Source organism: Faecalimicrobium sp. JNUCC 81, from assembly GCF_053667625.1.
Window position 1 is genome coordinate 2,142,308 of record NZ_CM132203.1, and the last position, 15,531, is coordinate 2,157,838.

Annotated in this window: 10 protein-coding genes and 2 riboswitches; all 10 genes read right to left on the reverse strand. The window is 28.6% G+C overall.

Annotated elements, in window-relative coordinates; genetic code table 11:
* Nucleotides 1–109: 109 nt before the first annotated feature.
* Nucleotides 110–2,014, reverse strand: coding sequence for a prenyltransferase/squalene oxidase repeat-containing protein (locus JNUCC81_RS10625; RefSeq protein WP_454093446.1), 1,905 nt, complete (start codon nucleotides 2,012–2,014; stop codon nucleotides 110–112).
* Between the two features lie 23 nt (nucleotides 2,015–2,037).
* The gene (locus JNUCC81_RS10630) at nucleotides 2,038–2,796 is read right to left on the reverse strand and encodes a DUF4430 domain-containing protein (RefSeq protein ID WP_454093447.1); all 759 of its coding nucleotides are present in this window, start codon (nucleotides 2,794–2,796) and stop codon (nucleotides 2,038–2,040) included.
* Between the two features lie 32 nt (nucleotides 2,797–2,828).
* Nucleotides 2,829–4,577 carry a cell wall-binding repeat-containing protein gene (locus tag JNUCC81_RS10635; protein WP_454093448.1) on the reverse strand — a complete coding sequence of 583 codons (1,749 nt, stop codon included), beginning with the start codon at nucleotides 4,575–4,577 and terminating at the stop codon, nucleotides 2,829–2,831.
* 234 nt (nucleotides 4,578–4,811) lie between these two features.
* Nucleotides 4,812–4,985: riboswitch (cobalamin riboswitch) on the reverse strand.
* A 318-nt stretch (nucleotides 4,986–5,303) separates the two neighbouring features.
* On the reverse strand, nucleotides 5,304–5,987 hold the full coding sequence (locus JNUCC81_RS10640) for a response regulator transcription factor (RefSeq protein ID WP_454093449.1): 684 nt from the start codon (nucleotides 5,985–5,987) through the stop codon (nucleotides 5,304–5,306).
* Nucleotides 5,988–6,197: 210 nt separating this feature from the next.
* A riboswitch (cobalamin riboswitch) is annotated at nucleotides 6,198–6,374 on the reverse strand.
* Nucleotides 6,375–6,578: 204 nt separating this feature from the next.
* Complete coding sequence (gnpA, locus tag JNUCC81_RS10645) at nucleotides 6,579–8,738, reverse strand: 1,3-beta-galactosyl-N-acetylhexosamine phosphorylase (RefSeq protein ID WP_454093450.1); 2,160 nt, start codon at nucleotides 8,736–8,738, stop codon at nucleotides 6,579–6,581.
* A gap of 192 nt (nucleotides 8,739–8,930) precedes the next feature.
* Nucleotides 8,931–10,307: a carbohydrate ABC transporter substrate-binding protein gene (locus JNUCC81_RS10650; RefSeq protein WP_454093451.1), complete on the reverse strand. Its 1,377-nt coding sequence runs from the start codon at nucleotides 10,305–10,307 to the stop codon at nucleotides 8,931–8,933.
* Between the two features lie 118 nt (nucleotides 10,308–10,425).
* Nucleotides 10,426–11,625: a response regulator transcription factor gene (locus JNUCC81_RS10655; RefSeq protein WP_454093452.1), complete on the reverse strand. Its 1,200-nt coding sequence runs from the start codon at nucleotides 11,623–11,625 to the stop codon at nucleotides 10,426–10,428.
* A gap of 4 nt (nucleotides 11,626–11,629) precedes the next feature.
* Nucleotides 11,630–13,447: a sensor histidine kinase gene (locus JNUCC81_RS10660; protein ID WP_454093453.1), complete on the reverse strand. Its 1,818-nt coding sequence runs from the start codon at nucleotides 13,445–13,447 to the stop codon at nucleotides 11,630–11,632.
* Between the two features lie 192 nt (nucleotides 13,448–13,639).
* Nucleotides 13,640–14,437 carry an HAD hydrolase family protein gene (locus JNUCC81_RS10665; protein WP_454093454.1) on the reverse strand — a complete coding sequence of 266 codons (798 nt, stop codon included), beginning with the start codon at nucleotides 14,435–14,437 and terminating at the stop codon, nucleotides 13,640–13,642.
* Complete coding sequence (locus tag JNUCC81_RS10670) at nucleotides 14,438–15,526, reverse strand: cysteine protease StiP family protein (protein ID WP_454093455.1); 1,089 nt, start codon at nucleotides 15,524–15,526, stop codon at nucleotides 14,438–14,440.
* Between the last annotated feature and the right edge of the window lie 5 nt (nucleotides 15,527–15,531).

The window sequence follows — 15,531 nt, forward strand, 5'->3', positions numbered from 1 at the left end:
AATTTACCTTTCTGGTACTAATTTTAGCACCAGAAAGATACTGTTTATTTTAATATAATGCTTTTATTTCTTTAAATGTAGAGTAACTATTTGATGAATTATTTGGTAGTTATTTATCACCTTTAAACATAGAATCTAATTCGTGCCATAAACTTTTATTTGAATTAACTTCACCCATCGCTATTAAAGATTGTTGTGTAGCCATTAAGTTTGAACCTTGTCCTATTAAATATTCATATGATCCAGATGCTGTTCCTTCTTGTATCTGAAATTTCATAAGCGCATCTACTATATTTCTCCATTTAGGTTCATTTAAATTTTCTCCTACACTCATAAGCCCTGTCATTGCCATTGCTGTTGAATTTGAATTTTCTTTATTATATGCTTCAAACGTCCCATTTTCTTTTTGTATAGTATTTAAACATTCTACTGCTTTTTCTATACTTGCATCTGCTTTTTCATTTCCTTTAAAAAATGATAGTGATATTAATGCCATACCTGTCATATCTGGATCTGCCTGATTTCCAAAGAATGCAAATCCACCATTATTTAGTTGGTTTGATATTAATGAATCTAATGCTTTTTCTCTATCATAATATTCATCAGTTACTTCTAGAGCTATCATCCCCCAAATTTGAGAATTCACTCCTCCTGGTAAGTTTCCATTTTTATCTTGCTTGTCTGCTAATATTTTGCTCAAGTTTACTTTTTTATCAGTATAACTATTTGGATTTTCTCCTCTTGAAACTAATCCTAATAAGTATCCTGCATCACTTGTTACTGATGTATTTGTAGTTATTATATTTGATGTCCATTCAGGCAGCTTATATGATGATTTTATTATATCTTCTCCTGCTGATGTAAGAGCTAACATATCCCACCAAGATAATACATGATTTAATCCTTTATAGTAATTTACTGTATTTTCTACAGATTTATCTATTTTATCTACATATAGTACTTTTGGTATTTCACTAAATTCATCTGTCATATTATAAAGACTGTTTTTACCTTCTACAAATCTATTATATGCAACAAGTGCGTATGCTCCTTGATCTGTAGCCATTGCGTTGACAGTTCCATCTAGTGTGTGTTTAAATCCTCCACCTTCTACGTAAAATTCCATTATCGCAGGTATTACCCAGTTTCCATCACCTTTTATAAATCTAGAATCTGTTTTAGGGTCTATTCCAAGAGCAGTAAGAGCTACTATTACTTGTGCTATACTCTCAGAGTTTAGACTTCCCCAACTATCATATCCACCATTTGCAAGTTGGATATTAGATAATATATCAAGTGCTCTATCTATATAAGGCTTTACCTTTTCTTGGTCTTTATATTTTGCTAATGATTGAAGTGCCATAGCTGTTATATCTGGATCTGGTGTATTTCCACTAAGAGCCCATCCACCTATTGTTCCATCATCTTGAGTTATTTCTTTACTTAATATATATTCAATAAGATTATCTCTTGTAGTTTGTTTTTTAACACCCTCAACAGTTGGTATTTCATAGTTGTTTGTATCTAATGCTATAAGAGCAAATATTGGTCCATTTATTCCTTGTCTTATTACTTTATTAAAATCTGCAAGTTTTTCTAAAAGATTATATCCTCCAACATTAGTAACATCTTTACCTATAGATGTTAATCCTAATATAACTCTTGAGTATTCTGTATATTTTACGCTGTGTAAATTACCATTTTTCGCTGTTAATTCATTGACTACATTTTCGTAATATTTATCATAATACTCTTTTGGCACATTATATCCACTTCTTGCTAGTGAAAGTATTGTCCATTCTCCGCCTATAGTACCTATCTTAGGATCTGGAGTATTTTTATACATATATTCTCCAGTTTTATTTATGGCATCTTTAATAGATACACTAGGTAAAACCACATCTATGTTACTTTGTAAAATCTGTGCAAAAGACATTGGTATATTCCCTAAGAATATACTCAATGAAAGAACCATAGAAATTACTATTTTTAAAAATCTATTTTTCTTTTTCACTTTATTATCCCCCTTGATACAGTCTATTTTAAAGCTTCCTTAAGCTCTTTTAATGCTACATCTACTTTACTTTGAGCTATATCTACAACTTCAAGTACTTTATATGCATTATCATAAGCATCTTTCACTTCTTTTTTATCTAACAACTCAGCTTTATTAGGTGCACTATTTATTTCAGCTACTTCTCTAGTCAGGCTATCTTTGTTTGCTATTTTAACAAAAGGCTCTCCTGCTCCAAATCCATCTCCACCGATGTCAGCCCCATATCCATAAGTAGTAAATTGCCATCTTATTACATCTCCGTCTTTTGGAATACAACCAGATGCTCCAACATTTGGGAAACTATTATTTACAGCATACATCCATCCTGACATAAACGTATAATCAAATTCTCCTAACCAGTTTGCCTCTTCTCTTTCTCCTATTTCTCCACATTTATCAAGTATATACTGTGGTACATTAGGAGTCCTTGTATCATTATCTTTTACTTTAGATAAATAAAATGAAGATTCAATATCTCCCATATTTTTATAATTTCCAGACCCCAACAATCGCGTTAGTATGTCTGCATTATTGTCACCTTCATAAAAAGGAACTTTGACTGGATCTTTTATGTACCCTAACCCTAAGGTAAATTTTTCAACAGATACAATTACATGTCCCTTAGGTTCGGTATTCATTTTTGCTTCTTGTGCAAAAGAGATCGGTATACTTCCTAGGAATATACTTAATGAAATCACCATAGAAAGTACTGATTTTAGAAATATATTTTTCTTTTTCACTACTTTTTCCTCCTTATCTAATCTTCTATATCCTATTTCTTATATAAACCTTTTATATCTTCAAATGCTTTTTCACATCCTCCTCCAATTTGTGTCATTTTTTTAACTTCTTTATTTTTTAGAACATTTTTTTGATACTCACTTAGACTATTTCCTACAATAACAACTGGTGAATTTTCTTTTGCAGCTAATACACCAACTGATAATGCATCTATTAATTGATCTTGCTTAATACTTCCATTTTTACATACAAACATATTGTCTAATTTACTACTTGTATAGAATTTCTCTATTATCTTAGCATTAGTTTCATTTCTGTCTAATCCACCAATTCTTTCACTATTTGGTAGTTTACTTTCTATTTCAGTTGATATAACTCCCGTTTGCCCTATTATATATGTTTTTTGTATATTATTATCTTTAATAAATTGATCATATATGTTTGTCCCTTTGTTCGGCATAAGAACTATTGGCATATTTTTATTAGCCGCTACTGCTGCTATTGAAGTTGCATCTGAAAGTCCTTTTTCTCCATTTACTACTGCTATTTCAGATACATTAGATATCTTTTTAGCTATTTCTAATGATGTTTCAAATCTTGTACTTCCTGATATTCTATCTACTTTTATTCCCATTTTTTCTAATTCGCTTTTGACAGCTTTAGATACAACGTTTTCTCCACCTATTATAAAAGCATTTTTAGCTTGTAATCTTTCTAATTCTGCTTTTGTTTCTTTATTTAATTTATCTGTATTTGTCAATAAAATAGGTGCATCTTTTTGTTTTGCAAATGGTGTAGCAGCTAGTGCATCTGGTAATTTATCTCCATTTACTATTACTACGTTATTGGCACTATCCCATCCACTCTTTGATACCTTAACTGCTGTTTCATATCTTGTATTTCCAATTATTTTTTCTTCTTTTACTTCCTCAGGCTTAACCTCTGGTGGGTTTGGTCTTACTGGTGGTTTTATGTCTGGAGTAACTGGTGGTTCTGGATCTGCATTTAAAGCATCATTAAGTTGTTCTAACGAATTATTTACTTCTATTTGAGATGAATCTACTTTTTCAAGAACTTTATATGCCTTATCATATGCATTTTTAACTTGAGTATTTGAAAGAATTTTAGATTTATCTGATGAACTGTTTATTTCTGCTACTTCTTTTGTAAGTAAGTCTTTATTAGCTATATCAACATATGGTTTTCCTGCTCCAAATCCATTTGCACCAATATCCATTCCATATCCATATGTAGTGAATTGCCATCTTATAACATCTCCATCTTTAGGCCAACATACAGAACTTCCATAGTTTGGGAACCAGTTATTTACACAATACATCCACCCTGACATATTGGTATAATCAAATTCACCTAAAAATTCTGGTTCTGATCTTTCATATTCAACACTGTTACCATCCTTTTCTATTTCATCTAGTATGTATTTAGGTATATTTGTTTTTTCAGATCCATCAAAACCATCTTTTACACTTGCTAAATAAAATCCTGTTTCTACAGTTCCTGAAGTATCTCCTATACTACCAGTATTTGTGTAATTATCTTTGCCACCTAATAATTTATCTATTAAATGTGCTACACTCTGTCCCTCATAAAATGGCACTTTAACTGGATCTTTTATGTACCCTTGACCTAAAGTAAATTTCTCTACAGATATAGTCACATATCCCTTCGGAGAATCTGCAAAAGATATCGGTATACTTACTAAACATATAGCTATTGTCATTAATAATGTAGTTATTTTTTTAGCTATCTTATTTCTCACTTCCTTCTCCCCCCTCATTTAATTGCTTTATTTTCCTAATTAAATTTATAGAACTATCTCCTCCTCTTATTTTAAATAATCTTTTAAATTACTAGTTATTAATCAGCATATAGCTACTATTTTTTTAACTATTGCATAAAAAAATAGATATTTATTACAAATATCTATCTAGAAAGGGCTATTCTAATGTAGTATATAAACAAAATACTACATTTTCTAAAATCTCTCCCCAGAAAGATATATTTGGTATAGGTAGGTCTCCTGGCTTACGATTCATCCTCTTTAGCACCTTCCCGTTTTTCACAGTGGTATTGCTAATTCGTCATCGAATACAGTTACTGGGGCAGCTTTGGCATCTAACCAAATTCCCTATTAAGTAATAATTACACCTTTACCATTTATACTTACTTTTTATTTTGAATAATTTATTGAATTAATAACTTATAATTTTTTTAGTTAATCTATGTAAAACATACTTTTAAAAATTTTTCTATACTATTATTATATATCTGTGAATTGTTTTAATTGTGTCATAATTGCGTTGTAATTGTGTCATAAATAGTACATTTTATAAAATATTACAAAATATACTAAAGTATTTATCTAAAACTGACTTAGTACTCGCTATAATTCATATAAATAAACGAAAAAAGAGAGCTATTTAATTTATTAAATAGCTCTCTTTTTAATTTATTTATCACATATATATCTCCAGATATATTTTTATTAAGATGTTGCAAGCTTATATCCAACTCCATATATTGATTTAATTTTCCAACTTAAATCATATTGTTTAAGCTTTTTCCTAAGTCTTTTAATTTGAGTATCTACAACTCTAGTATCTCCAAGATAGTCATACCCCCAAACTTCAGATAATATATGCTCTCTATTTAATATATTATCTGGATTAGAAACAAGCATATGAAGTATTTTTATTTCCTTTGGTGTAATTTTTACTAACTCTCCTTTTATGTATACCTCATAGCTATCTATATTAATTTCAAGATCTTTATATTTTATATAATTGCTTGTTTTTTTTATATTTTCTGTTCTCCTTAACACTGCCTTTATTCGTGTTACAACTTCTCTTTCTGAAAATGGCTTTGCAATATAATCATCTGCTCCTAATTCTAAACCAATTATCCTATCTATCGTTTCTGATTTCTCACTAAGTATAATAATTGGTACATTACTATTTTTACGAATCTCTCTGCACACATCAGTACCTGACATATTTTGCATCATCAAGTCTAATAATATTAAATTAGGCTTAATCATATTTGCTTTGTATAATGTTTCTGCTCCATCATATGCAGATACATAGTTCATCCCCTCTAATTTTAAATATTTTCCCATTGTGTCATGCACTGACTCTTGAGCATCACATATCAAAATTGATATATTTGACACTTTATTTCACACTCCCCACTTTGTAAAATTGACTTTTTATATATATAAAGAAGTTCTTTTATCTGGGGGATAAAACATTTTATAAAATTAATTACTCCTAAATTAATTTAATAAAAGTTTAAAAACTCAACCATATTGGCTGAGTTTTCTTTATATCATTAATGCATTTATCTCATATTTGATAATAAGAATATTCCCCATCCCCGAAGAACTTCTTTGATATTATAGGCAGGTATCCTGGCTTAGCTTCATCCTACTAGTTTACCTTCCCATAAAAATCTTACAGTGGTTTTAAACGTTCGTCCACATTACAGTAGCGGGTGCTGCAAAGGCTTTGACCTTTTTCCCTTTATGCTATATTAAAGCACCTATAATATTTTAAGTTGTTATCTATAATACTATACTACCTTTAGTATTTTTTCAACATATATAAACATTTTCTTATAAGACACATGTACTATATTATATATTTATACCTTTTTAATATTTTATTTCACAAAATATTTCATATTACTAACTGTTAATTAACATTAAAATATATTAGAAAAACTGTACAAATTATTTTTGTACAGTTTTTCTAACTTAATATGTTTATTTAATATTCATCCAGATAAGTTCACCAGGATTTAGTGTTAAAGTTTCAACTACTTCTCCTTTTACATATACATCTGTAATTTGTGTTTCAAAAGAGTTATTTATAACAGCCATCTTTGAAACTTCAGTAAACGCTGCACACTCTGTATTTATATTACTTACATAATATTCTTTCATATTATCTTCCATATTCTTAACCCAATAAATACTTCTTAAAAGTAATCTACAGTTTTCTGGAGTATATGGAAGTCCTGACATATAAACTGCTCTACCTTTTCCATAAGTATTAGTAGATAAAGCTATATCTCCTTTATGAATAGATAGTATTTCTACGCTATCTCTCTTTTTAAATACTCCTTCTTTACCTTCACCAAAGTTAAATTTATCATTTATTTCATCTATTATAAAGTGATTTTTAGTTTCTTCATGATACTTTCTATATGATAATCCATAAGTTAATTCTCTATCTACTCCAAGTACATCAAATAATTGGAAGTACTTACCTTGCTTTTGATAAGCAGTAGGTTCACCCACTCCTATAAATCCTCCGCCTTCATATACCCATTTTCTTAAAGTAGTTATTATCTGTTCATCTATCCAGTTTTCTCCACCACTCCAAGCAGTCATAGCATCTCCAGCATTTATTATTACTCCAATATCACTTGGTACTCCATTTCTTATATCTTCAAAGTTTATAAACTCAACATCTACTGGCATTCCACTTAAGCACTCTATTACTCCAACATATGAATATATTTCTTTATACCAAAGAGCGTGAGCTACTTGGTTTGTTTGCCAACTTCTCATTTTTCCAAAACAGTTAAGTATAGCTACTTTAAATGGTGCAGTGTGAGCTTTTGTTTCTTTTATATTATCATGAATTATTCTAAATTCTTCACATATTCTTTCTACTTCTTCAACAAATTCAGGAAACTTAAGTGCTAATCCTAAATATCCACCATAACCTATTCTATCAAGTGGTTTTCTAAGTATTGCACGTCTTGCCTGAGTCCAGTTTTCCCTAGCTTCTCCTACTGGGTCTCCACCTTCTCTAAATACATCTGGGAAGAAATATGGTAAAAATCTACCTTCTGTATATTTAACCCCTGGAATATCTGATATCATTCTCATAGTAGTACCATTACCAACTGAACCTACTACTGCATCAAGACCTATTGATTCAAAATATTTTCCATATGGCTCTGTACCTATCCAGTTATCACCTAAAAACATCATGGCTTCTTTTTTAGCGTCATGTGCTATATCTACAAACTCTTTAGCATGAGTTGCTACAAACTTTGATTGAAAATCTACAAAATCTAAATATTCTTTAGACGGTATTCTAAATGGTGAATTATAGTATCCTTCGTCTATAATATCTTCAGCTTTTAGTCTATATCCCTTTTCTTTTTCAAATTCATCTAAACACTCTTTACTAAGAGATGATGAGTATCCAAACCAATCAACAAACTTTTCCTTTGCCATATCATTGTATATTAATGTAAAGTGGTAAAAGAAAGTTGTAAATCTTACTACATCTATTTCTGGGTTTTCTTCTATCCAATCTTTAAGATAACTTTTCATATGTTCAAATGTTTCTTTATGTCTTCCGTCATACGGCATTTCATGAGCTTTATCTCCCCAGTTATTAGTTATATGGTTATACATTTGAGTTGGGTCCCATATTTGATATACTAAAAAACTTACTGTATATTCATGAAAAAGTATAACTTCTTTTACTATTACATATTCAGTTTCATGATTATATTCCCATTTATCACTGCCTAACTTTTCACCAGTAGTTCTATCTATAACTTCCCACAAAGTTTTAATATCATCTTTTGTGTTTGGTTTAAATTGTTCTTTATAAAAACCTTTCATTATATCTATTGAAAGAGTTGATTCTGTTGCTATTTGAGGCTCACTTACAACATATAATTGTTGAAGTTGGTCCATATGGTCTTTTGCCCACTTTTGATCATTTCTTGTTGGTAGATATGTTGAGTACATTTTTAAATTTAATCTTTGTAAATCACTTGATAACTTTGTACCATCACAATCTCTAATTGCATCTGCTCCCCACTTTTGTATCACTTCTTTCATTAATTCATCGATTCCTACATCTGTTGGTATTGTTACTCTTCCCTTACCTGCCATTTGTCCTTACCCCCCATTTTTGTATTAGTATGTATTAATTTTCATTTTTCTATTAAAATTTACATAAGTAAAATTAGTTATATAAACTTTAATAGAAAAATTATTATTGTTTAATGTATTCAAAATGTATCTATATTTTATAAAAAAAGGCTGCAGCTAAGCAGCCTTTTTTATTTCACTTTCTATAGTGAATTATTTACTCATTGCACTTATTACTTTTTCATTTGATTTCTTTAATCCATCAATCCAGCCTTGCGAACTTACTTCTCCGTTAAATACAGCTCCTGCTTTGCCAAATACTTCTTCTCTCATATTTATTTCAGTACTTTCTACAGTTTTCCAAGCTTCAACTATTGGCTTTACTCCACTTTCAAATACTGTTAAACAATTGTAGTTTGATTCTGGTAAATATTGTTTCGCTATATTTAGAGCATCTTTAGTTGGAACTACAGCTTGATTTAATTTAGCATTAGCTTCTACCATTTCATCGCTGTATAAGAATCTCATGAATTCTTTAGATGTTTCTATGTTATCAGAATTTTTTGGTATATACATTTCTTCTATCATTGTAGATACAAATTGATCTGAACCTTCTTTAGCAGCTGGTGGTGCCATAAATCCCCATTCCCATCCTTTTTGAATAGCATCTTTCATTTCACCTTCATACCAGTTACCATTAGGACAGAATAGTGCTTCACCTTTTAAGTGAGCAGTTTGAGCTTGAATATGGTTCATAGCTACTGTTCCTTTTAATAAATCTCCATCTTTTCCTATTTTTTCTATATTAGCAAGTGCCTCTTTAACTTCTGGCTTATCCCAAGCACCTTCTTTAAAATTAAATATATCTTCTACTGCACTTTCACCAGCATATGATGCTATTGCTGGCCATACTATTGCTTCTAAGTATCCTGGGCTTTGACCTTGGTATGTAAATAAAGCTACACCTTCAGCCTTAGCTTTTTTGCCTAATTCAAAGAATTGGTCCCAAGTTTTTGGAACTTCCCATCCTTTTTCTGCAAATAAAGCTTTATTATACCAAAGACCTGTTACATTATAATAAAGTGGTGCAAGGTAAACTTTGCCATCTTCATATGGAGCACAAGATGGCTTATCTAAGAATCCTTCCATCATCTTATCTTTTATTGGCTTATCTTCACCTGGTGCAGGTTTTTCAAATACATCTGTTAAATCAGCTAAGTTTTTATCTTTTATTAAAGCTTTAGCAACACTTTGCGCATTTTGAGCACTATGGTATATAAAATCCGGAGAATTTCCACTTGCTATTTGTGGTCTTATTACATCTCCTATATTTGGACTTGCATTTAATACAACATCAACATCTGGATATTTTTCCTCAAATTTCTTTTCTGCTTCTTCCCAAAATGCCGTACCAAATCCCCCTTCAAATACTGCTACATCAAGTTTCCCCTCAATTTTTCCTGAAGCTGCTTCTCCTTTAGCACCTTCATCTTTTTTATCTCCCTCTGTAGATGAACAACCAACTAGTGATCCCATAACCATAACTGTAACTGCTAATAATGATCCTACTTTTTTAAATGGATGCTTCATAATACCCCTCCTAGCTTTTTTATAAGAAATCTTCATTTGAAATCGTTTTCTTGATATAATTGTAAATCATTTAATTTTATATCAAAATATAAAATTTTTACATTAATATGGATAATTATTACAATTTATTGTACTTTTCTCTATACTCACTAGGTGTTATATTAAAAAATTTAGTGAACAATCTACTAAAGTATAATTGATCTTGAATTCCAACATTTATTGCTACATCCTTTACTCTCATATCACTTTGTTTTAAAAGTTCTTTTGCTTTTTCTAGTCTTTTAATTTTTATATAATCTGATATAGTCATATCTAATTCATCTTTAAATATTCTACTTAAGTATGATTCATTCATGTTTACAAGCTTTGCTAATAATTCTAGGGATAATTTCTTAGATAAATTATGATTTATATATTCAACTATTTTTTTAACTTCTCTTCTACATTTAGCTACTTTTGAATTTATTTTATAGTCATCTTCTTCTCTTTGTTCCTCTATTAATTTTAAGGATTCTTCAATATTGCTACATTTTTTATGTATAACTTTTTCAAACTCCATATCTAAATATTGAGCTACATTCCTTGTTATATTTGATATTAGTAAATTTATATCATCACTTTCTTTATTCGCCTTTATGAAAACTACATATTCGTTTCTTTTTATATTTATTAATGATATAAATTTGGAGTTTATATAATTAGCACAAGAACTTATTATATTTGATATAAAAGCATTTAGCTTTTTTTCTTTTTCTACATTTTCAATATCTGTACTCAAAGCTCTAAGATATATAAATGTGTAATTAGTTAAGTATTTATTTTCTAAATTTTTTTCTAACTCTACACTTTTATCTCCTTTAAGATACTTTTCTAAATACTCATCAACTTTAAGCTTTTCACTAGATATTTCAACAATATTACTATCTTTTATAAGCTTATTACTTTCCTTTAGTTCTTCTCTAGCTTTATTTAAAACACCTAGTAATTCATCTTTATTTATAGTTACTTTTAAAAGATACTCAAAAGCTCCATTTTTCATAGCTTCTTTTACAGAACTAAAATCATCAAAATTGCTAAGTACTATTATTTTTCCATTAAATTTCTTATTTTTTAATTCCTTAATTAAAGCATTTCCATCCATTTTAGGCATTTTTAAATCTGTAATTACTATATCAATATTTTCTTTTTCTATAATATTAAGAGCTTCTATTCCGTCTTTTGCTAAACTTACTAAAGTCATTTCTTCTTCTTCCCAATTTATTATAGAACTTAAAAATGTTCTTGTTATATATTCATCCTCAACTATTAGTACCCTCATTATTTTATCCCCCTATTATTTTAGGAATAACTATTTTAGTTATAGTTCCATTTTGATATTTTGATGTAATCTCAAAAATATAAACGCCTTCATAATATAAATTTAATCTTTCTTTTATATTTTTAACCCCTATTCCTGCAAACTTATCTATATTAAAGTTTCCTTCTTCTAAACGTTCTTCCTCTATGCCTATTCCGTTATCTATTATCTCAAAATGTATAAATTCTCCACCATCATATAAATTTATTTTTATATCATTGGTATCATTAGCTTCTTCAAATCCGTGTAGTATACAATTTTCAACTATTGGCTGGAGTATAAATTTAAGTATTTTTTCTTCTAATATACTTTCATCTATAAAATATTCGATATTAAATGAATCTCCATATCTAATCTTTTGTATTGTAATATAATTTTTTACATTTTCTATTTCCTGATTTACACTTATAAATTCATCTTTATTAAGTATTATACTTCTTAGTAGTTTTGCTAATGCTTCAAGACCACTTCCTACAGTATTGTCATTATTCATAATAGCTACATATCTTAAGCTTCCTAATGTATTAAATAGAAAATGAGGGTTTATTTGAGCTTGTAGCATACGAAGTGTAACTTCTCTTTTCTCTTTTTCTCTTAATTTAACAGTATGTATAAGAACTTTAAGTTTTCTAGACATTTCATTATATTTTTGCATTATAAATGATATCTCATCATTTCCGCTAATTATCATCTCTTTTCCTATCGTACTTTCCTCTACGTTATTCATTGTATAAACTATCTCATTTATAGGCTTTGTTATAGATTTATGTATAATTATTGCAATGAAAATAGATAATGCTAACATAGCTATAGCTACAAGTGCATAAGTTATGTAAATGTCAGTACAACTTGAATATATAAAGCTGTATGGTATTATACCCAATAAATCCCATGATGCATAGCTAATGCCTTTACTAGTTATTATAAATTTTTTACCGTTTATCTTGCCTATACTTGTATTACTATCGATTTCTTTTATTATTTCTATATTATCTAAATTTCTTTTTTCTATATATTGTAAATAATCCTGTTCATATAAATTTTCACTTTTATTTATAACTAATTCTTCATTGTTTGTAACTACAATATTGTTATTTTCATCTACTATAACGCCTCCACCATTAAAATTAATATTATAGTCTTTAAACATTTCTAAAATAACTTTTTCCTTAAGAGCCAAAAATATATACCCATAAGTCTTTTTACCTATTTTAATTGGCTTTGTTATTGATATATAGTTACCTTCTGCATTTGTTACTGATGTCCAGTTTATTATATTTTTACTTTTTATTGCCTTTGATATTTCATCTAATTTTGTTTCATGTTTTATATAACTAAATCCTTCGTTATATACTACATTAAAATCTTCATTTAAAAGTGTAAAATCAGCAACATCTGATATATATGTAGTTCTAGAACGTAGTATCTTAGATAATTCATTATTAAATCTATCTCTTTCTTTTACAGTAAGATTGTTGTATCCTTTCATATCATTTAATAATGTAGAACTCCATATAATTTCATTTGTTATAGAGTCAAACTTACTTATGTAATTGATTATAGAATCTGTTATTAACTTCGAGGTTACTTTGTCATTTGATATTATATTGTTTTTGATTAAGTTTACTGATGTTGTATTTACCACTAAGAATATTAAAATCACTGGTACTATAGATATTATTAGAAATGATATTAAAAGCCTTTTATTTATTGTAGTTTGTCTTAACCTTTTTACTAAATATCTTGACAAATTTCCTTTTGCTGATGTGATTTTTCCCTTCATAACTTCCCCCCTTAAATACATTATATATTATTGTGTATTTATGATGCCACACTTCCCATAAAATAATATCACTATTATATACAAGCTTTCTACAGGTCTAAAATAAATATAATGTAATTGCAATAAAAAATGCGTATTTAAAATAATTTTAATATTTTAAATACGCCATTTTATTCTTTTTACTTTTAAAGTCTAACCATTTGCTATTTCTAAATTGAAATTTTCAATTATACTAGAAAGTACTTCTTCACTGCCTCTCATACCTTCATATTTACTTATTATAAAGTTTTTATCAATATTATAATTTAGTAAATCTCCATGTCTAAGAACATAAGACATATGACCTATATTTAACATACCTAAATCCATAGTTGAATCTCCAATTACAGAGAATTTTTCTATTTCCAAATAATTAACTAAATAATCAATAGCATTTTCTTTAGATATATCCTTTGGTAAAAAATAAATCTTTCTTCCACTTACATAAAAAGTCCAGTTTTTTGATCCCAAAGTTGAAGTATATTCTTCTATCATACTAACTTTAAACTCATTCCAATCAACAACTATATAAAAGAATAATTTCTCAGCAATCTTGAAATTAGTGATTCCAGGTAATCTTGTGTATTTCTCAAAATCACTTACCATTTTTTCAATAGGGCATGCTTTTTGTAGTATCTTATCAACTTCTTTATTCCATTTATCAAATCTTTTATTGTCTTTTAGGATAGTTCCTCCATTAGATGTTATAGCCCACTCAAACTCAATATTTTTACTAGGAAAATCTATCCTTTGAAACTGTGCAACAGTTCTAGTAGTAGTCGGTATAAATAATCCTTCCTCTTGAATCTTCTTTATATATTTTATAGTATCAAGAGATATAAAAGATATCTCTTTACCATTGTATATCTCAATATTTTCATGTTCTCTGTCAGTGTCTAAAAACTTATTTGAATAAATAACACTTCTATCTAAATCAGAAAAAACTATCATTTAAATATCCCTCATATTCTTAATAATCCCACAACAACTATAGCCCTTTAAATCCATTTCTTCAACTTCAACATTCTTTTCCTTAGCCAAAATAAATATATGTCTTAGACTTTCATCATTAATATTTCTAACTAGGATTTTATTTGGGACTCTTCTAAGTAACACTCTTGTAGTCTCTCCTACACCTGGCTTTATAAAGTTTATATCTTCAACATCATAATTTTCCTTAATCCTTGAAACATCATTGTCACCATCTTTAGTAATAACATCACCATTCCAGTTTTTAAGTTCTTTGTTTATCTTTTCATATTGACTTTCAAAACAACTATCTATTGTATTTATGTAGTTTATAGACTCATCACAATCTCTCAGATGTTCATAAAACTTAGCACCATGAAAATCATCTTTGCCAATTAAATCATCTCTTAAAACAGTTCTACTAACTAATCCTGATACTGTTGAATTTAAACAAGCACTAGGTATTAAAAAGTCATCCCTAACTCCGTAAAGTGCTGAATACCCAGCAGGGTCTGCAAGCACTGCAAGAGTTGAGTCAAATTTTTTATTAAATATAGCTTCTAGTTTTATACATGCCTTGTCTAATTCTTTTGATATAGTACCCTTACCAGTCCATCCATCGACAAACTGTAACTTAGAATTTGGGTGATTGTTTACTATATACTTAATGGCATTAATATCAATCCCCTTATCTCTTATTATAGAAATAGTATAGTGAGGTAAATCTAGATTATATCTATTTTTTAAATACCTCTTTGCAAGTATTCCAATAGGAATACCTGCTCTTGCAAGGGATACAATAACTACATCTTCTCCGTTTTTCTTAATAATCTTTTCAGACATTACGCCTATTGCATAAGCTAATTCTTCTTTATTACTTTCTAGCTTTTCTTTGTATAATTTTAAGTACTCTTCACTTACTTCATATTCTATAGGTATCATTTCTGAGTAATGACTCCCATTTTGTATTTTAACTTCACGCTCTTTATTTCCCTCTTCAACTATTAATGAAGATATATCTTTTAATAAAAATACTACATCATCTTTAGAATACGTCCCAAAATTTTTCAACTGTC